At 65.7% G+C, this 16,605-nt stretch carries 19 protein-coding genes and 2 tRNA genes; 12 read left to right on the forward strand and 9 right to left on the reverse strand.

Translation table 11 applies throughout. The annotated features are described in order from the left end of the window. The first annotated feature begins 9 nt into the window (after positions 1 to 9). From ALIDE2_RS09770 to ALIDE2_RS09780, 3 genes are read left to right on the forward strand one after another with little or no spacing between them, the layout of a single operon-like run. The gene (locus tag ALIDE2_RS09770) at positions 10 to 1,410 is read left to right on the forward strand and encodes an integrating conjugative element protein (protein ID WP_013722020.1); all 1,401 of its coding nucleotides are present in this window, start codon (positions 10 to 12) and stop codon (positions 1,408 to 1,410) included. Further along, positions 1,410 to 1,769, forward strand: a complete 360-nt coding sequence (locus tag ALIDE2_RS09775; RefSeq protein ID WP_013722021.1) for a hypothetical protein — start codon at positions 1,410 to 1,412, stop codon at positions 1,767 to 1,769. The genes ALIDE2_RS09770 and ALIDE2_RS09775 overlap by 1 nt, the downstream gene beginning before the upstream one ends. A 23-nt stretch (positions 1,770 to 1,792) precedes the next feature. Next, positions 1,793 to 3,310, forward strand: a complete 1,518-nt coding sequence (locus ALIDE2_RS09780; protein ID WP_013722022.1) for a conjugal transfer protein TraG N-terminal domain-containing protein — start codon at positions 1,793 to 1,795, stop codon at positions 3,308 to 3,310. On the opposite strand, the gene ALIDE2_RS09785 is transcribed toward ALIDE2_RS09780, so the two are convergent. The 3 genes from ALIDE2_RS09785 to ALIDE2_RS09795 all read right to left on the reverse strand — a co-directional run bounded on the left by ALIDE2_RS09785 (position 3,311) and on the right by ALIDE2_RS09795 (position 4,586). Next, positions 3,311 to 3,682, reverse strand: a complete 372-nt coding sequence (locus tag ALIDE2_RS09785; protein ID WP_013722023.1) for a DUF3742 family protein — start codon at positions 3,680 to 3,682, stop codon at positions 3,311 to 3,313. A gap of 122 nt (positions 3,683 to 3,804) precedes the next feature. Then, a complete protein-coding gene (locus ALIDE2_RS09790) occupies positions 3,805 to 4,269 on the reverse strand; it encodes a type II toxin-antitoxin system YhaV family toxin (protein WP_013722024.1) in 465 nt (154 codons plus the stop codon). Then, positions 4,269 to 4,586, reverse strand: coding sequence for a type II toxin-antitoxin system PrlF family antitoxin (locus ALIDE2_RS09795; protein WP_013722025.1), 318 nt, complete (start codon positions 4,584 to 4,586; stop codon positions 4,269 to 4,271). Before ALIDE2_RS09795 ends, ALIDE2_RS09790 begins: the two co-directional genes overlap by 1 nt. A gap of 313 nt (positions 4,587 to 4,899) precedes the next feature. Between ALIDE2_RS09795 and mobH the strand changes: the two genes are divergently transcribed. Next, positions 4,900 to 6,765 carry a MobH family relaxase gene (gene mobH, locus ALIDE2_RS09800; protein WP_013722026.1) on the forward strand — a complete coding sequence of 622 codons (1,866 nt, stop codon included), beginning with the start codon at positions 4,900 to 4,902 and terminating at the stop codon, positions 6,763 to 6,765. Between the two features lie 26 nt (positions 6,766 to 6,791). Here mobH and ALIDE2_RS09805 read toward each other — a convergent pair whose 3' ends face one another. Next, entirely contained in the window at positions 6,792 to 7,097 is a 306-nt protein-coding gene (locus ALIDE2_RS09805) for a helix-turn-helix domain-containing protein (protein ID WP_009521874.1), read from the reverse strand. Positions 7,098 to 7,215: 118 nt separating this feature from the next. Between ALIDE2_RS09805 and ALIDE2_RS09810 the strand changes: the two genes are divergently transcribed. Next, positions 7,216 to 7,836: a substrate-binding domain-containing protein gene (locus ALIDE2_RS09810; RefSeq protein WP_013722027.1), complete on the forward strand. Its 621-nt coding sequence runs from the start codon at positions 7,216 to 7,218 to the stop codon at positions 7,834 to 7,836. Positions 7,837 to 7,848: 12 nt separating this feature from the next. Here the strand turns inward: ALIDE2_RS09810 and ALIDE2_RS09815 are convergent, their stop codons facing one another. Beyond that, entirely contained in the window at positions 7,849 to 9,771 is a 1,923-nt protein-coding gene (locus ALIDE2_RS09815; protein WP_013722028.1) for a tyrosine-type recombinase/integrase, read from the reverse strand. Positions 9,772 to 9,802: 31 nt separating this feature from the next. Here ALIDE2_RS09815 and ALIDE2_RS24945 point away from each other — a divergent pair, with 31 nt between their 5' ends. Further along, on the forward strand, positions 9,803 to 10,045 hold the full coding sequence (locus tag ALIDE2_RS24945; protein ID WP_148262964.1) for a hypothetical protein: 243 nt from the start codon (positions 9,803 to 9,805) through the stop codon (positions 10,043 to 10,045). Here ALIDE2_RS24945 and ALIDE2_RS09820 read toward each other — a convergent pair. The 3 genes from ALIDE2_RS09820 to ALIDE2_RS09830 form a co-directional block, all read right to left on the reverse strand. Beyond that, positions 10,011 to 10,084 (reverse strand) — tRNA-Gly (locus tag ALIDE2_RS09820). The genes ALIDE2_RS24945 and ALIDE2_RS09820 overlap by 35 nt on opposite strands. A gap of 116 nt (positions 10,085 to 10,200) precedes the next feature. Then, a complete protein-coding gene (locus tag ALIDE2_RS09825; protein ID WP_013518688.1) occupies positions 10,201 to 10,743 on the reverse strand; it encodes an Rrf2 family transcriptional regulator in 543 nt (180 codons plus the stop codon). 161 nt (positions 10,744 to 10,904) lie between these two features. After that, positions 10,905 to 11,363, reverse strand: a complete 459-nt coding sequence (locus ALIDE2_RS09830; protein WP_049787086.1) for a hypothetical protein — start codon at positions 11,361 to 11,363, stop codon at positions 10,905 to 10,907. Here ALIDE2_RS09830 and ALIDE2_RS09835 point away from each other — a divergent pair. Further along, a complete protein-coding gene (locus ALIDE2_RS09835; RefSeq protein WP_013518690.1) occupies positions 11,362 to 11,622 on the forward strand; it encodes a hypothetical protein in 261 nt (86 codons plus the stop codon). The two genes, ALIDE2_RS09830 and ALIDE2_RS09835, sit on opposite strands and share 2 nt — an antisense overlap. An 11-nt stretch (positions 11,623 to 11,633) precedes the next feature. On the opposite strand, the gene asd is transcribed toward ALIDE2_RS09835, so the two are convergent. Next, positions 11,634 to 12,509, reverse strand: coding sequence for an archaetidylserine decarboxylase (gene asd / locus ALIDE2_RS09840; RefSeq protein WP_013518691.1), 876 nt, complete (start codon positions 12,507 to 12,509; stop codon positions 11,634 to 11,636). A gap of 201 nt (positions 12,510 to 12,710) precedes the next feature. Between asd and ALIDE2_RS09845 the strand changes: the two genes are divergently transcribed. From ALIDE2_RS09845 to ALIDE2_RS09865, 5 genes are all read left to right on the forward strand, one after another. Next, positions 12,711 to 13,895 (forward strand): HPP family protein, encoded by a 1,185-nt coding sequence (locus ALIDE2_RS09845; protein ID WP_041700812.1) that lies wholly within the window; start codon positions 12,711 to 12,713, stop codon positions 13,893 to 13,895. 247 nt (positions 13,896 to 14,142) lie between these two features. Next, complete coding sequence (gene infA, locus ALIDE2_RS09850) at positions 14,143 to 14,403, forward strand: translation initiation factor IF-1 (RefSeq protein ID WP_013518693.1); 261 nt, start codon at positions 14,143 to 14,145, stop codon at positions 14,401 to 14,403. 63 nt (positions 14,404 to 14,466) lie between these two features. Beyond that, positions 14,467 to 14,543, forward strand: a tRNA-Pro gene (locus tag ALIDE2_RS09855). A gap of 137 nt (positions 14,544 to 14,680) precedes the next feature. Next, on the forward strand, positions 14,681 to 15,823 hold the full coding sequence (locus ALIDE2_RS09860) for a GGDEF domain-containing protein (RefSeq protein ID WP_238530124.1): 1,143 nt from the start codon (positions 14,681 to 14,683) through the stop codon (positions 15,821 to 15,823). Positions 15,824 to 15,828: 5 nt separating this feature from the next. Beyond that, positions 15,829 to 16,602: a heparan-alpha-glucosaminide N-acetyltransferase gene (locus tag ALIDE2_RS09865; RefSeq protein WP_013722031.1), complete on the forward strand. Its 774-nt coding sequence runs from the start codon at positions 15,829 to 15,831 to the stop codon at positions 16,600 to 16,602. Positions 16,603 to 16,605: the final 3 nt, after the last annotated feature.

Here is a 16,605-nt window from a genome sequence, read left to right on the forward strand (position 1 = left end):
GTGCGCCCTATGAAAACGTCTATCTCCCGTTGCGCGCAACGCGCCAAGCCCTACACGCTCAGCGTCGCGCTCGCCTGCGCCGTCACCGCCGGGGCCGGCGTCGCGTGGGCGCAGACCCGCATCAACCCGACCGGCGTCGGCGTGAGCGGCAGCGTGATCGGCGACGACGTGCTCTACAGCATCGGCGGCGGCCGCGCCGTGTCCATGGGTGGCGCCGGGAACATGCAGAGCATCGGTGTGGGCATCGGCTGGAACAGCAATCTCATCTGCGGCGACATGAGCATCACGACGACGCTGCAGAACCAATTGAACGGCATCACCAACGGCTTCCAGCAGATCATGAGCAACGTGATCCAGAGCGCGACCAGCGCGGTCGCCTCGCTGCCAGCGCTGATCATCCAGCGCGCCGATCCGGGCCTCTACAACCTGCTGACCAACGGCGTGCTGCAGGCCCGGCTCGACTTCGACCGCAGCAAGCTGACGTGCAAGGCGATGGCCAACCGGATGGCGGACATGGCCGGCGGCCAAGCCGGATGGGATCAGCTCGCCGAAGGCTTCGCGCTGCGCGATGCGGTGAGCAGCACCGATGCGGTGTCCGCCGTCGAGCAGGCCGAATCCAACAAGGGCAACAACGGCGTGCCCTGGGTCGGAGGCGGCAACGCGGGCGGTTCGGGCCAGGGCTCGATCAAGGTGGTCGGCGACGTGACCCGCGCCGGCTACAACCTGCTCAACAGCCGCGGCGTCACGGACACCTCGTCCATCCCGCGCGCATCCTGCGGCAACCGGCTGACCTGCCAAACCTGGTCCTCGCCGCAGGCCGCCGCGGACTTCGCGACCCGCGTCCTTGGTGAGCGCGAGCAACGCACCTGCGAGACCTGCACCAAGACGCAGACGACGCCCGGTGTCGGCCTGACGCCGGTGATCCAGGAAGAGTACGAGACCAAGCTGCAGGCGCTGCAGGGACTCGTGACCGGCTCGACGCCGATGACGGTAGCGAACCTCGAAACCGCCGGCAGCAACTCCCTGCCGATCACGCGCGGCGTGATCGAGGCGCTGCGCGACGAACCCGATCAAGACCTGCTCGGCAAGCGCCTGGCGTCCGAGGCCGCGCTGTCGAGCGTGCTGGAGAAGGCCTTGCTGTTGCAGCGCACGCTGCTGACCGGCAAGAAGGAGCCCAACGTCGCCGCCAACGAGCTGGCCGTGAAGGCGGTCGATCAGGAGAACACTGCGCTGGAGCAGGAGATCAACAACCTCAAGACCGAGCTGGAGCTGCGGCGCACGCTGGCCGGCAATTCGGCGATGGCGATCGTGCAGCGGCACGGCACCCGCGCCGCCGGCTCGCGCGGCATCTTCGAGGGCGACACCACGCGCGACCGGCTCAAGGAAGTGCAGAAGCCGAGGAACAACTGATGGCCGCGCGCGCCTGGACCTGGCTGCGGCCTACCTGGTTGTTCAACCGGCGCGTGGCCCTTGCGCTGCTGTGGGTGCTGGCGGTCGCCGGCATCGCGGCGGGTGTCAACGTCGTCGGCCTGCATGTCGTCGGCAGCATCGACGGCTGGGAGCGGTGGCTGCGCGAGCACTCGGTCCACTTCCTGGCGTGGCGGCTGCTGGTCTACGCGGCAACGGCTTACGGCTGGTGGTGGATGCGTCGGCGCCTGCGCGAGCGCGAGCCTTCACCCGAGGCGCACCAGCGCCTGCTGCGCGTCGAGATCGCGGCCGTCGTCACCCTCGTGCTGCTCGAAGGCAGCCAACTGCTGCGCGGCGGCTGAACGACTGAGGCGAGGAGCACGCCATGACCCTCTACACGACCGACTACCTGGAGTATTACCTGACGCTCGTCGGGTGGATCGTCAACAACGGCATCTGGAACATTCTCGTGGCCAGCGGCGTCTTCGCGCTGCCCTTCGTGGTGATCGTCGTGCAGGAGTGGCTGCGCGCACGCGCCGAGGGCGCCGACGAGGGCAACAAGGGCGTGCTGTCCTCGATGCGCATCGAGAACCGCGTGTGGGTGGCGATCGTCGTCATCCTGTTCGCGGGCGTGCCCTTCATCCCGGTCGACCTCAGCACGATCCGGTTCGACACGACGCGCTCCGCGCAGTGCCAGGTCAGCGTCCCGCAGCCCAACGACACGGGCTGGTCCACCGCCTACACCACCCTCAACAACCAGAGCGCGCTGGTGCCGGTGTGGTGGTTCTTCATGCACGCCATCTCGAAGGCGGTCACGGGCGGCGCGGTGGCGGCGATTCCCTGCGGCACGGACCTGCGGCAGATGCGCATGGACGTGGATGCGACGCGCATCGACGACCCGGTGCTGGCCCAGGAGGTGGGTGACTTCGTGCACGACTGCTACGGCCCGTCGCGGGCCAAGCTGTTCATGAGCCGGCCCACGCTCTCCGACGACGACATGAACGACGTGACCTGGATCGGGTCGAGCTACTTCCTGGACAACGCAGGCTTCTACGACACCTACCACTCCAACACGCCCCGCACGGCCTGGCCCTACGACGCGACGCGCGATGCGGGGCTGGCCCAGGTGGACAGCGGCGGGGGCTACCCCACGTGTCGGCAGTGGTGGTCCGACGGCAACAGCGGCCTGCGCGCTCGGCTGCAGGCTCAGGTCGATCCCGACCTGCTGACGCGCATCGGCCGCTGGGCGGGCTTCCTGTCGCAGGGCGAGGTGAACGACTCGGTGATCCGGGCCGTGGTCTCGCCAAGGCAGCAGAAGATGAATCAGGGCTCGGTCTACACCGACTACGGCGGGCAGATCGAGAAGACGCTGCCCAACATCGTGACGCGCGGCGCCGGCGACCTGGGCATGACGATGGGCTCGCTCGGCTTCTTCCCGGCGATGGATGTGGTGCGGCAGGCATTGCCGATGGTGCTGTCGCTGCTCAAGATGGCGCTGGTGGTCTGCATCCCGCTGGTGCTGGTTTTCGGCACCTACGAGCTGAAGGCGCTGGTCGCGGTGAGCTGTGTGCAGTTCGCGCTGTTCTTTGTGGACTTCTGGTTTCAGTTGGCTCGCTGGCTTGACTCCACGATCCTGGATGCACTCTACGGATGGGGGTTCGGGGCGAACCGACCGCACAGCAACTTCGATCCGCTGATCGGGCTGAACAACGCCTTCGGCGACATGCTGCTCAACTTTGTCATGGCGACGATGTTCATCGTGCTGCCGACGTTTTGGGTGGCCTCGCTCGGCTGGGTTGGTGTGCGTGCCGGAAACGCGATTCAGGGACTGGCCGCCGGAACACGCGATGCACAAGCCGCGGGAGGCAAAGGCGCTGGGGTAGCACTGAAAGCTGTGAAATAGCTACGTCTGATCGTCGTCGGGATCGTGTGGGTCAATCCGCTGATCGTTGGACGTGTAGAGGCCAAATCCGGCAGGGCCGTGCCGCCACTCGGTCTGCTCCTCTTCGTCGTAGCTGCCATCATCGTTGCGAAGTAGCCAGGCACCTGCCAGCGCAAATGCAAGTAGCAGCGCCAGCCAGAACGCGGTGTAGAGCAGGATGCCGATCACGGCGAGCTTGACGCCCAACGACGCTGCCCGAGCAGCGCCAGGCGCCAAACCCTGCGCACGCAACCAGCCCTGTGCCTGCCGATCCAGACGCGCACAGCCTCGCCAGGCCCGGCCCAGCGCTCGGCCGAGGCGTTCTGCGAAAGTGGTCTGTGCGGCGGTCTTCATGGCGGCTACCTCATGGTCGTCCTGTGTGCTGCTTGTTTGATTGAATCCTGCATAAATTTTCAACTCATGGTGGAAATTCAGTGCAATATCTAATCACGCCAAACACGAAGGCATGCAGCACATCAGCCTTTGCGTTCCCCCTGCCAGTCGGCTTTGCTCGCTGTTACCAACGCGGCCCAATCGTCCGGCGGGTTGCCACGTCCCAACATCTTCTCGAACACGGCATAGGGGTCGGACTTGCTGCCCGCCGATCGCAAGGTCTGCTCGTCGTTGACCCAGGCATACACGATGACCTTCGCCTTCGAGTCGTAGCGGAAGAACAGCCGATACCGTCGTCCGAGCTTGGCACGGCGCCAGTGGCGATAGGCCGGCCCCATGGTGTTGCCCTGACGGTATTCGTCTCGCGCCGGATCGCTCGGCACCACGTCCTGCATCAACTGGACCAAGGCCCGGAAGAACTTGACGTTGGCGTTGGACGCAAAGCCCTCCGGGTCGTTCTCTTGCGCACGTAGCACGGCCGCGCGCAGCTTCGTCAACTGCTCGATCAGGTTGTCGTGGAACAGCAGCGTCCAACCATGCTGCTGCATCAGATTTCCACGTCCTCATCGAAGTCATCGCCCAGGAAAACCTTGTGGCCTGCATGCTCCAGCATCGTGCGAGCCAGATCCTCCGGCAGACCGCGGATGTTCCGGCCGGCCTCGATGTCGCGAGCCAGCAGGGTCAGGAACGCACCGATGGCCGGGTCTTCATGCTCGGCATCGGCACGGGTCACGACCACTTCGCCGCCGCGCAGGTCGAACGCCACCTTGCCGCCGGTGTCCAGGCCCAGCACCTGCCGGATGGACTTGGGCAGCGTGATCTGACCCTTGGAGGTCAGCGTCGCGACTTCGTGGATTTCGGGCATGGCGGCACTCCTGATGGCAATGCCTGGATGGTAAGGAAGTTTCCTTACACTGTCAATGTGAGGGCGCATGGTGCTGTTTCCGGGTGGATGAATCGGCGCCATCGTAGGGACGGCACAGCCGGCCTTCCCGCATCAATGCGCCCTGGGCCAGACCCGCATTGGTTGTGGCTGGCTCGCCTCGCTTGCCCTATATCCAAAGGCTTCCTAAAGGCCAAAGGGCTGGGGAAGGGGCAAGGGAATGGGGCCAAGGGGAATGGCCCTACCCGAAAAGGCCAAAAGGCTCCCCCGATCCGCCAACCGTCCGGGGTTCGCCATGCTCTCGCTGTTCCAACGCAAACGGCCGCCGCCTGCCTCTGGCGCGGCGCCGATACCCACACCTCCCGCCGATCCCGGCAAAGGGCTGATGCGGCCGGAGCCGGCCGCATCGCTGCTGGCGACACCACGCCGGCAGCGGTTGCTGGAACATATCTGGCAGCGCACCTCGCTGTCACGCTGCCAGTTCGCCACGCTGTATCTGGCACCCCTGGAGCGCTACGCCGAACTGGTCCAGCAGTTCCCCGCCTCGGAATCCCATCACCATGCCTACCCGGGCGGCATGCTGGACCACGGCCTGGAGATCGTCGCCTACGCCCTCAAGCTGCGGCAGTCGCACCTGCTGCCCGCCGGCACCACGCCGGAGGCGCAAGCCGCCCAGGCCGAAGCCTGGACGGCCGGCACCGCCTATGCGGCGCTGTTGCACGATGTCGGCAAGGTCGCGGTCGATCTGCACGTGGAGTATGCGGACGGCACGGTCTGGCATCCCTGGCACGGCCCGCTACGGCGGCCGTATCGCTTCCGCTATCGCAAGGAGCGCGAATACCGGCTGCACAGCGCCGCCACCGGACTGCTCTACGCCCGGCTGCTCGATCCAGGCATCTTCGACTGGCTCGCCGACTACCCCGACCTGTGGGCCGCGCTCCTGTACGTGCTGGCCGGCCAGTACGAGCACGCTGGCACGCTCGGCGAACTGGTCGTGCAGGCCGACCAGGCCTCGGTGGCCCAGGAACTCGGCGGCGATCCCAGCAAGGCACTGGCCGCGCCCAAGCACGCCCTGCAGCGCAAGCTGCTCGATGGCCTGCGCTTCCTGCTGCGGGAGGAATTCAAGCTGAACCAGCCCCAGGCCTCGGACGGCTGGCTGACCCAGGACGCACTCTGGCTGGTAAGCAAGACCGTCTCGGACAAGCTGCGCGCCCATCTGCTGCAGCAAGGCATCGACGGCATCCCGGCCAGCAACACAGCAGTGTTCAACGTGCTGCAGGACCACGGCATCGCCTTGCCCACGCCGGACGGCAAGGCGATCTGGAAGGCCACCGTCGCGAGCGATGCCGGCTGGTCGCACAGCTTCACGTTCCTGAAGCTCTCGCCCGCACTGATCTGGGAGGCGGCCGAACGGCCCGCGCCGTTCGCCGGCCAGGTGCGGGTCGAGCAGGAGGACGCAGCGCAGCCAGAACCCGCTGCGCCTGGTGCGGCTCAGCCGGGGCCTGCGCCGAGCGCTGCGCCGCCGGTCCTGTCCACGGCTGCGGACAACGGCGTTGGTGCGCTGCTCGATCTGCTGGACATGGCACCTGCCGCGTCGGCGCCGCCCCCGATGCCGCCCGAGCCCGTCGCCGACGCGCGGGCAGATGCCGAAGGAGATTCCTTGGCCAGCGCGGCGGCGCCGCCGCCGGCACCACCAGCTTTGGCACCCCGCCCACAGGCCGAGCCCTCCGGCGAAGACTTCATGGCCTGGCTGACCCAGGGCGTGGGATCGCGCAGGCTCATCGTCAACGACGCCAAGGCCCTGGTGCATACCGTCGCCGGCACGGCCTACCTGGTCAGCCCCGGCGTGTTCCAGCGCTACGCGCAGGAACACCCGCAGGTCGCGGCCGTCGCCAAGCAGGAGAAGCTGGAGGAGTGGCAGTGGGTGCAGAAGCGCTTCGAGAAGTTGGGGGCGCACCGCAAGCAGGCCAGCGGTCTGAATATCTGGACCTGCGACGTGACCGGCCCGCGCAAATCGCGGCGGCTGCACGGCTACCTGCTGGCGCGGCCCGAGGCGCTATTCGGGGACGTGCCGCCCGATAACCCTTACCTGCGTCTCGCCACCAAGCCCCCAAAGCGCGAAAATCCCGCAGTTCAAAACGATAACGACGAGCAGGGATAAGTAGGCGGCCCAAGCCCCGGCCGGCTTCAGTCCTCTGACTTGGAGGGAGCCGGTTCGGCCAGCTTGGCTTCGGTCAGGGCCATCAGGTGGGCAGAACTGCATTTCAGCGCACGGGCAATCTTGAGGATCAAGGGGAGCGTGGGTGTGTGCTCGCCGCGCTCGATCTTGCCTACGTGCGAGCGCTCGATGCCTGCCAGGTGAGCCAGCGTTTCCTGGGCGATGCCCTGGCTGGTTCTCTCATCGCGAACGGCGGCCCCAAACGCGATGGCTGGTTCTGCTTCGTAGGTGGTCGTGCCGGTGGGTCGGCCTCTCTGAATCGGGCGCTTCTGCATTAGCAAAAGCGTCGAGCATTGCCCGTAGATAAACCACGTTAAACTTAACTCAAAAGCGCGATAGCACGTCTGATGCTTTCGCCCCCACGAGTTTCTGCCCTTGGGAGGAAGCAGTACCGTGACATCAAGCGACGCCTGCACCGCGATCCGCGTGGCCGTGCTCGGTGGGTGGGTGCCCTCGCAGCTCGCCGACGTGCTGGCGCTGCAACGGGCCGAAGAACCCGAGACCACGGCCACCCTGGTCGAATGTGCGGGTAGCACGCCGGCAGGTGAGGTGTCGAGAGGCGGCTTCGACTTCGCGCTCTCGACCGCCGATGTGGACTGGCCTGGTTGGGTGTGCGAGCCGTTGTGGCACGACACGCTGGCTGTCGCCGTCGCCAAGCGTTCGCACCTGCTGGTCCATCGCGACGTACCGTGCCATGAACTGCAAAAGCAGCCCCTCATCTGTGCGCAATCTACCGCGGACGAGCCGTGGCAGGCCCTGGTGCATCTTCTGATCGGCGACGCGCCACACGAGCAAGTCGTGAGCACCTTCGACATGACGATGACGCTGGTCGCCGCGGGGTACGGCATCGCCATCGCGCCCGCCGCGCGGCTGGCGGGATACCAGTGCCGAGGCATCGCGGTGCGACCGCTGGCCGGTGCACCGCCGATCGTCATGGCCTACTTGCTGCACACGTGTGAGGCCTTGACCGAACCCCAGGAGCGGTTCGCGCGCCGCGTCCGCTCCGTGACCTGAAGGCCAGCCGCGTCAAGGCTCCATCAGGTCTTCGGCGGCATCGAACGTGATGGCGTCCTGCACTAGGCGCTGCACGCTGCGCCGCACTTGCACCGGAATGTCGGAGTCCTCGGGATCATCCGCCGCGATACTCTGCGCCGCGACCAGCCGCGCAGCCAGGTGCAGGTTCTTCGGGTTGACTGCCTCGATGGCAGAGCGCCCACCGAGCGCGTCATAGGGCTGCAGCAGCGCGTGGTAGATCGCCCAGGTGTCGAGCCCGCGCGGCACCTGCTTGAGCACGAACTGCACGAGCCTGCGCTTGAGCGGATCGAGCTGCCAGTCCGGCATCCGCTGCCCACGGTTGCCCATGTGGATCGACAGCAGGTTGCCGGCTTGGATCTCGTAGGTGATCCAGCGGCGCGACTTGCCCGCGAGCTTGGCGTAGTCCGCCACCGAAAGGTTGTGCGGCGCTTCGAAGGTCTCCAGCACCCGCAGGCGTTCGCGCTGCACCTCCGACAGCCGCGGCCGCGCGTACTCGGGCATCCGCACGGCCGACAACCGCTGCACCGATGCCGGCGCTGCGGGCATGTCGGGCGTCGGCGCGGTCACGATCAACTGTGGCGCCGTGAGGTCGACCACCGGCGGCTGCACGGCCGCCTGGCCGGCGATTGTGGGCAGGCCTTGCAGCGTGATGGTCAGGTGCCGGCTGGCGACCTCGACCTGGTTCTGCTCGAACAGGTCCAGGCGATCGGCCCAATCCTGCATCATCACGCGGCGCTGCTCAACGTACTCGGCATGGTTGTAGGTCGCGCTGATCTTGTCCGGGTCGGCGTGCGAGAGCTGGGCATCCACCCACTTCTTCGGGTAGCCGAGTTCGTTGAGCGCGGTCGAAATTGTGGCGCGGATGCCGTGCCCCGTGAGCTGGTCCTCGTAGCCCATGCGCTTAAGCGCCCCGTTGAATGTGTTCTCGCTGACGGGATGCTTTAGGCACCAGTCGCCCGGAATGAGGTAGACCTGCGCCGGCTTGCACTGGTCCAGCAGATGGCGAACGATCTCCTGGGCCTGCACCGGCAGCGGCACGATGTAGGGCGGGATGTCTACCAGGCGCTTGCGTTTCTTCTTGGTGAGCAATGCGCGCTGCTTGAGCCTGGCCACCGGGATGATCCACAGGCCTTGTTCGAGGTCGAACTGGTCGGGCGTGGCGAAGCGCAACTCGCCGGTGCGCACGCCAGTGAGCATCAATAGCCGCAAGCCCAACTGCGTGTTCAGGCGGCCGCGGTACTTGCGCAGCGTCTGCAGCATGATCGGCAGCTCGGGCATGCGCAGGAACGGGTTGTGATCGACCGGCGGCAGCGGCAACGCGACGACCTCCAAGTCCTTGGACGGGTTGTCGTGCATGTTCGGGATCGCCACCGTGGCATAGGTGAACAGCTGCGTGAACCACGTCCTGAGCTTCTCGGCCACCGACAGCGAGCCGCGTTTTTCCACCTTGCCGATGATGTCCAGCAGGTGCGCGCGCGTGATGTCGTAGATGGTCAGGTGACGCAGCACCGGGAACACATCTTTCTTGAAGACGCGGGCGATCTGCTCCAGGCTGGTCTGCCGTCCTTCCTCCAGCGACAGCCTGCGATGTGCCAGCCACTGGTCGTAGACCGCCTGGAACGTGTGTTCGCCCGCCAGCACGATGGCATGGCGCTTGCGCTTGCGTTCGCTGTGCGGATTGACGCCCTTGGCGAGCAGGTTGCGGGCTTCATCGCGAAGCTCGCGCGCCTCCTTCAGGGAGAGCGCCGGGTAGCTGCCGAAGGACATGCGATCGCGCTTGCCGCCCCAGGTGAAGCGGAAGTGCCAGGCCTTGGCGCCGTTGGCGGAGACGAAGAGGGAGAGGCCGTCCGAATCGGCCAGCGTGTACGTATTGCCGGTCGCCTTGGCTTGGCGAACCATGAGGTCTGAGAGCATGAGCCCAACTCCTGAGAATCGAGTTGGCTGCATGGTCCTGTCCGACCCCGCGCTGCTCCAGCAACTATGCGGAAGCGGGAAGCTCCGCTTTCCGATGTACCACTTGATGTACCGTTTTGTACCGGCAGTCAGTGGTTTTCGCTGGACGTCACTGGATTCAGCGATGGCGAAAAAGCTGAATGGTGACAATCACTTGCGACGTTCCACGGTCTTTTCTGGAAGTCCCTGGAAAGTCGAAGTGGAGCGGGCGATGGGAATCGAACCCACGTCTTGAGCTTGGGAAGCTCAGGTCCTACCATTGAACGACGCCCGCATTTTCCAAGTCATTGAATTACTTGGAATTTTCACACTAAGTGCTTCTGTAGCCTGGGAATTCTAGCGTAACTTCCGTGCCTGCCACGCAAGTTGAAGGTCGATCAGAACGCCAGATCAACCTGCCCTCAGGCCCAAGGCAAACACTGAGTTCGGTACGTTGCGCGATGGAAGCTGGGACTCCCGGGCGTGGTGGGGGCGTGCCTGGGAGGGTTGCGCCGTCGCGGCAGGAGAGCCAGCGTTGTCGGCGCCGGTCCTGTGCTGTGCAAGCAAGTCGGCGACGGTAATGGATTGCAGGTACTCCAGGATGCGTGAATGGAAGCTGGCCCACAGGTCCGCGGTCATGTCGTCGGAAGATGGGGAGGGAGCGGCATTGCCGGCCTTGTCATTGGCGTGGGCCATGTATTTCTCGGAGGCCATGACGATCTCCGCGACCGACAGGCTTTGCGGTGGGCGTGTCAGCATATAGCCGCCGCCGGGCCCGCGAACGCTGTGGACGAGCCCCGCGCGGCGCAGCGCGCTGAAAATGTCTTCCAGGTAGGACAAGGAAATACCCTGCCGGACACTGATGCCGGGGAGGGCCACGGGGTGGCCATGGGAGTGCAGCGCCACGTCGGTGATGGCGGTGACGGCGAGCTTGCCTCGGGTGGTTAAACGCATGGGGATGCTCCTGGTGAAATCGGTCGATTGCCCTGGACGAGATGCGCCAGGGCGGAGAAAGCGGTGTTGCGGATGCGCCGGGCTGCCCCTGTGGCGGATGCTATGGGATGCGGTGATCGATCCCAGCGACTCCAGCCGGACGCCAGAGTGCGCAGAGCAACTCAGGCTCGGTGCAGCATGCGGCCCGCTCGTGGCCGTTTGGGCTGCTTTTTCAGCCAGGGAGACGACAGTGCCGTGGTCATCGCCATGGGGCAATGGCACGGAGCATGGCCGGCACCTGCGTCAAAGAGCCCGATGCTCTGGTCGTCCGGCAGATCCGGATTGGTGTCGGCAAGGCTGCACTCATACCCGTCGGTGGAGGCCTGATCCGCGGTGGCTGTCTGCTGGGCCTGAGGGGCGGTGGTGTGCTGATGCATCAAAGCGGTCTGGATCGACCGTGCGCTTGCCTGCGCAGAGAGCGGCGCCGTGGGTGTCTTGCCGAAAGCGGACGCACCCAGGCCCAACAGGATGTGGAGGGTGAGAACCGCAATCAACCATCTCGGCATGATGGGCAAATTATAAAGGCCGGGTCTTTGCCGGGGTTCGTTGCCGTTCGTAAAGCCGCTAAGATGGCGCACCATGCAAGCCAGCCCAGCTCATCCTGTAACCCAGGAACAGCCCCAGGCACCCTGGGGCTGGGCCAAGTACTTTCGCATGCCGGTCTACAAGCCGGGCACCCGCGTCAGGCGGGCCGGCAGTTGGGAAACGGTGAGTCACGTATCGCTGCGCCGCAACGATCTCGCGGTCTTTCTTGTCGGCTACGCAGAGCCTGTCGATCCCATGGACCTGGAGCTCGAACCCACGGTGTTCACCACCGTGCGCGTGCCCGAGCGGTATTGACGACACTCCTGCTACCCTGGCGCAGAGCTGTTCGTCCACGCTCCGGGCCGCTGGGCCATGGCTTCACCCAGGCGCACCGGGTGCGCAGCCGCCCAGTCCGGGTTGAACTCCACCGCCCCGTTCTGAAACAGCAGCACGACGGTGGAGCCGAGCAGGAAGCGTCCCATTTCCTCGCCCTGGCGCAGGGTGATCTGCTGGCTTTGGTAGTCCCAGCGGCGCGGCTGTCTCGTGCGTGGCGGGTTGACTTGGCCGTGCCATACGGTAGCCACGCTGCCCACGATGGTGGCGCCCACCAGCACCAGCCCCATGAGGCCCAGCAGGGTTTCGAACAGGCATACCACGCGCTCGTTGCGCGCAAACAGCCCGGGCACGCCGCGGGCCGTCGTGGGATTCACCGAGAATAGGGCGCCCGGCACATGTTCCATGCGCAGCAGGCGGCCGTCGCAGGGCATGTGGATGCGGTGGTAGTCGCGCGGGCTCAGGTAGATGGTGGCGAATTGCCCGTCCTGGAACTGCGCGGCCAGCTGTGCGTCTCCGCCGAGCAGGGCGGTCGTGGAATAGCGGTGTCCCTTGGCCTGGAGGATCTGGTCGCGTTCTATGGGACCCAGCTGGCTCACGGCGCCATCCACGGGGCAGGTGGCGGCCGCGTCGGCCAGCGGACGCATGCCGGGGCGCAGCGCACGCGTGAAGAAGTCGTTGAAGCTGGAGTAGCCGGCAATGTCCGGCTCGGCCGCCTCGCTCATGTCTACCTGGTAGCGTGCCACGAAGCGGCGGATGGCGGCCGTTGTCAACCCTCCTGCGCGGGCCGACGCAAACCGTCCGGCGAGAGAGGTGAGCAACTGCTTGGGGAGCAGATACTGGGGCAGTACGGCGAGACGGTCAGACACGTGGCGGCAATCCAGGCAAAAAGGCCGGGCCATTCTATATATAGAGCGAATGGGCGATTTCCTTTGTCGTTCGAGCAAAGGCATGCATGGGGCAATAACCATGTGCGCCCATGGCGGATGTGTCGCGCGGATAATTTGCGGCCTTTTGCCCGGACACGGACCAGCCGTTCCAGCCGTGCCGGCACCTGTCGTCGTGTCTTCATGTCCTTGCTCACCACCCCCAATCCCAGCCCTGGGCCCCATGAGGCCGAGGCGCCAGGGCCATTGACCCGGCGTGCCCTGGCGTGGCTGCGCCTTTTCATGCCGGCACGCGTGCGCATCAACCAGCGCGAGCGCCTGCGCATGGTCTCGGGCATCGTCCTGAGCGTGGCCGTTGTGGCGGTTTTCGCCCATTGGCTTGGCGCGGCCTCTCCAATGCCATGGATGATGGCGTCCTTGGGGTCGAGCGCCGTACTCATCATCTCCTTGCCTTCCAGTCCCCTGGCGCAGCCATGGCCGGTGCTGGCGGGCAGTGCGCTGTCGTATCTGGTGGGCGTGGCCTGCGCGGCGCTGGTGCCCAACCTGCCGTTGGCCTGCGGCCTTGGCGTGGGATTGGCGGTGATGCTGATGCTGGCGCTGCGCTGCCTGCATCCACCCGGAGGTGCCATGGCCCTGTTTGCCGTGCTGCATCCGCAGGAGGCCACGCTCATGGCGGTGGTGCCAGTGTCGTTCAATGTGCTGGTGCTGGTATTGGCGGGCATGGCCTTCAACCACCTGACGGGCCGCGGCTACCCCCATGCGCAGTTGCGCAAGCTCACGCAGCCCAAGGATTCCGATTCCGGCGCTTTCACGTCGGCCGACCTGGACGCGGCGCTGTCGCACTACAACCAGGTGCTGGACGTGAGCCGCAACGATCTGGAGGGCCTGCTGCACCTGGCGGGCAAGGCCGCATTCCAACGCACGCTGGGCGGCCTGCGCTGCAGGCAGATCATGTCGATGCCCGTGCATGCAGTGGCGGCCAATACGCCGCTGCAGGAGGCCTGGGCGCTCATGCGCAAGCATGCGATCAAGGCGCTGCCCGTGGTGGACGCGCAGCGCGTGGTGGTGGGCATCGTCACCATGGCGGACTTCATGCGCCTGGCCAACCTGGAGGTGCACGAGGGTATGGGCCAGCGTCTGCGCTCCCTCATCATGGGCCGGCCCAAACGGCCCGATCAGGTGCAGGGCTTGATGTCGTCGCCGGTGCTGCAGGTGCAGGCGGACCAGCATGTCATGGACCTTGTGCCGTTGTTTTCCGAGGCGGGCCACCACCATATTCCCGTGGTGGACGAGGCAAGGCAGCTGGTTGGCATCATCACGCAGTCGGATCTGGTGAAAGCGCTGGCGGCGGCGGTGGCGCGGTCTTAGTGATCCGCGGCTCGCGCGACGGATCGACGCCGCAGTATAATTAAGGGTTTCATGCGCAGCGCCACGCCTGGCCATTGAAGCCGCCTTCCCCGGTCTGTTGATCTTTCTGCGTCCCGGGTGCAGCGAGTCGCTTTCCTGCATTGCTCCGTGCTTCGAGTCCGCAAGGGAGCCGATGCGGTCCTCGGTGGTGGACGCGTGGGCTTCACCGACGCCGCTACAGACATTTGTTATCTAGAGACGACCACACATGGCCAAAGAAGAACTGATCGAGATGCAGGGTAGCGTCACCGAAGTCCTGCCGGATTCTCGTTTTCGTGTAACCCTGGACAACGGGCACCAGCTCATTGCCTATACCGGTGGCAAGATGCGCAAGCACCACATCCGTATCCTCGCGGGTGACAAGGTGTCGCTGGAGATGTCGCCCTACGACCTGACCAAGGGCCGCATCACCTTCCGCCATCTTGCCGGCCGCGGCCCGGGGCCGGGCACATCTTCGGGCAACCGCTGAGCGGCACAAATAACGCGCCGTTCGCCCGGGCGGTGTTGTTTGGCAGGTTAGAATTCCGGCCGTCGGAGCGTAGCGCAGCCTGGTAGCGCATCTGCTTTGGGAGCAGAGGGTCGCGAGTTCGAATCCCGCCGCTCCGACCAAACGAATCGAAGGGGTTGTACTGTTGGGTGCAACCCCTTTTTTGCGTTCGCATCCCGTCACGTCGCGCCGGTACCACAGCCTTCCGCCTGAATTGCCTGCCATACTACGCGCACGGTAGGAGGAGGGGAGGCCACTGTTGCACCAGGAATCGCCAGCGTCGCATGATCTGGTGAGGCGCGCACTTGACGCGCTGTTAACCACCGAGCGGCATCAGCGCATCCGCCTGACAATGACGGTCATGGCGGCGCTGCTGATGCTGTGCTGCATCGCCGCAATGCAGCTGGTGGCGGCCGCGGGCCTGACGAAGGCCGGTCCCGTGCATTGGTTGTCCCTGGTCAGCGCTGCGGGCCTGGTCGTCGTGTATGTGCTGATCCGCAGCGGTTACAGCCAACGCTGGGAAGACCCTGCGCTCACGCTGTTCCAGATCAGTTCCTCCATTCTCTGCACCGCCGTGGCCTATGTGATCATGGGCGCGGCGCGCGGCATCGTGCTGCCGATTCTGGCGGTCATTCTGTTCTTCGGGATGTTCGGCCTCACGCCGCGGCAGATGCTGGCCGTGCTGTTCTACGGCTCGATGGTGTTCGGCATTGCCCTGGCGATCGCGCAGTGGTCTCCTGAGTACGGAGGCCAGCCACTGGCGCTGACGGTGGCTTACATGGTGATGATCATCGTGGTACTGATCAGCTGTACGTTTCTCAATTTGCGAGTGCTTGCCGCGCGCAAGAAAAGGAACGAGTTGACCCAGGCGGTTGCCAGCGAGCACGAGCGTGCCATTCGTGACGAGCTTACAGGCCTGTACAACCGCCGCTTCATGCTGGAGGTGATGCATATCGAGGGCGCGCGGGCACAGCGCAGTCAGCAACCTCTGCTGGTGGCGCAGCTGGACCTGGACCACTTCAAGGTCATCAACGACACGCACGGTCATGCGGTCGGGGACCAGGCGCTGTGCGCTTTTGTCCGCACTGTGACCGAGTGCATACGGCCGACCGATACCTTGGCCCGCTGGGGCGGTGAAGAGTTTGTTCTGTTGATGGCCAACACCACCGTAGAGAATGGCGAGCGCCTGCTGGAGCGCGTGCGGGCGGCGGTGCAGGCATCGCCGGTCGTTCTGGCGAGCGGTGCGGCCATACACCTGACCGTCTCTGTCGGTGCGGCACGGCTGCAGGCGCCCCAGGAGATGCCCGTCGGATTGCTGCGCCGGGCAGATGCGGCCCTCTACGCTGCCAAGGCCCAGGAGCGCAACCGCGTGGCGTGGGCTGATGATCTGATCGAGGCTTGATCCTGATGCCGGCATCTTCTCGTCATGGCGAACGCGGGGCGGCACGCTACGACCTGTTGGACGCGTGGCGCGGCCTCGCCATGCTGTGGATGACGGTATTCCATTTCTGCTTCGACCTCAGCCACTTTAACTATTGGCCGCAGGATTTCCGCGCCGACCCTTTCTGGACGGTGCAGCGCACGCTGATCGTCAGCCTGTTTCTGCTGTGCGCGGGCCTGGGCCAGGCGGTGGCATGGCAGCAAGGGGTGGGCTGGGGGCGTTTCTTCCGGCGCTGGGGCCGGATCGTCGGCTGCGCGCTGCTGGTGACGGCGGGCTCCTACGCCATGTTCCCACGCAGCTTCATTTATTTCGGGGTGCTGCATGGTATGGCGCTCATGCTGCTCGTGGTTCGCCTGACGGCGGGCTGGGGGCGCTGGCTCTGGCTCGCGGGCCTGCTGGCCGTGGCCTCGCCCTGGCTCGCGGCGTGGGCGCTGGAGGGGCCGCTGGCGGGGTGGGCAAGGTATTTCAATGGCCACGCCCTGAACTGGCTGGGCTGGGTGTCCCGCAAGCCCTTCACCGAGGACTACGTGCCCGTGTTCCCCTGGATCGGCGTGATGTGGTGGGGCATGGCCTGCGGGCAGTGGCTGCTGGCTCGGCGCGCACCCTGGATTGCCGGGCCCCTGCCGCGCGCTGCGGCGCCGCTGGCGGCCCTGGGGCGTTACAGCCTGGGCTACTACATGCTGCATCAGCCGGTCATGATCGGCGCCTTGATGCTCTGGGGCTGGCTTGGGCGGCCATAGGCC

Source organism: Alicycliphilus denitrificans K601 (genome assembly GCF_000204645.1).
Taxonomy (GTDB): domain Bacteria; phylum Pseudomonadota; class Gammaproteobacteria; order Burkholderiales; family Burkholderiaceae_C; genus Alicycliphilus; species Alicycliphilus denitrificans.

Excerpts from the sequence above, each read along its gene's own strand:
- ALIDE2_RS09770 (WP_013722020.1), top strand. The coding sequence starts at position 10 with ATGAAAACGTCTATCTCCCGTTGCGCGCAACGCGCCAAGCCCTACACG.
- ALIDE2_RS09775 (WP_013722021.1), top strand. The coding sequence starts at position 1,410 with ATGGCCGCGCGCGCCTGGACCTGGCTGCGGCCTACCTGGTTGTTCAAC.
- ALIDE2_RS09780 (WP_013722022.1), top strand. The coding sequence starts at position 1,793 with ATGACCCTCTACACGACCGACTACCTGGAGTATTACCTGACGCTCGTC.
- ALIDE2_RS09785 (WP_013722023.1), bottom strand. The coding sequence starts at position 3,682 with ATGAAGACCGCCGCACAGACCACTTTCGCAGAACGCCTCGGCCGAGCG.
- ALIDE2_RS09790 (WP_013722024.1), bottom strand. The coding sequence starts at position 4,269 with ATGCAGCAGCATGGTTGGACGCTGCTGTTCCACGACAACCTGATCGAG.
- ALIDE2_RS09795 (WP_013722025.1), bottom strand. The coding sequence starts at position 4,586 with ATGCCCGAAATCCACGAAGTCGCGACGCTGACCTCCAAGGGTCAGATC.
- mobH (WP_013722026.1), top strand. The coding sequence starts at position 4,900 with ATGCTCTCGCTGTTCCAACGCAAACGGCCGCCGCCTGCCTCTGGCGCG.
- ALIDE2_RS09805 (WP_009521874.1), bottom strand. The coding sequence starts at position 7,097 with ATGCAGAAGCGCCCGATTCAGAGAGGCCGACCCACCGGCACGACCACC.
- ALIDE2_RS09815 (WP_013722028.1), bottom strand. The coding sequence starts at position 9,771 with ATGCTCTCAGACCTCATGGTTCGCCAAGCCAAGGCGACCGGCAATACG.
- ALIDE2_RS24945 (WP_148262964.1), top strand. The coding sequence starts at position 9,803 with ATGGTCCTGTCCGACCCCGCGCTGCTCCAGCAACTATGCGGAAGCGGG.
- ALIDE2_RS09825 (WP_013518688.1), bottom strand. The coding sequence starts at position 10,743 with ATGCGTTTAACCACCCGAGGCAAGCTCGCCGTCACCGCCATCACCGAC.
- ALIDE2_RS09835 (WP_013518690.1), top strand. The coding sequence starts at position 11,362 with ATGCAAGCCAGCCCAGCTCATCCTGTAACCCAGGAACAGCCCCAGGCA.
- ALIDE2_RS09830 (WP_049787086.1), bottom strand. The coding sequence starts at position 11,363 with ATGGTGCGCCATCTTAGCGGCTTTACGAACGGCAACGAACCCCGGCAA.
- ALIDE2_RS09845 (WP_041700812.1), top strand. The coding sequence starts at position 12,711 with ATGTCCTTGCTCACCACCCCCAATCCCAGCCCTGGGCCCCATGAGGCC.
- infA (WP_013518693.1), top strand. The coding sequence starts at position 14,143 with ATGGCCAAAGAAGAACTGATCGAGATGCAGGGTAGCGTCACCGAAGTC.
- ALIDE2_RS09865 (WP_013722031.1), top strand. The coding sequence starts at position 15,829 with ATGCCGGCATCTTCTCGTCATGGCGAACGCGGGGCGGCACGCTACGAC.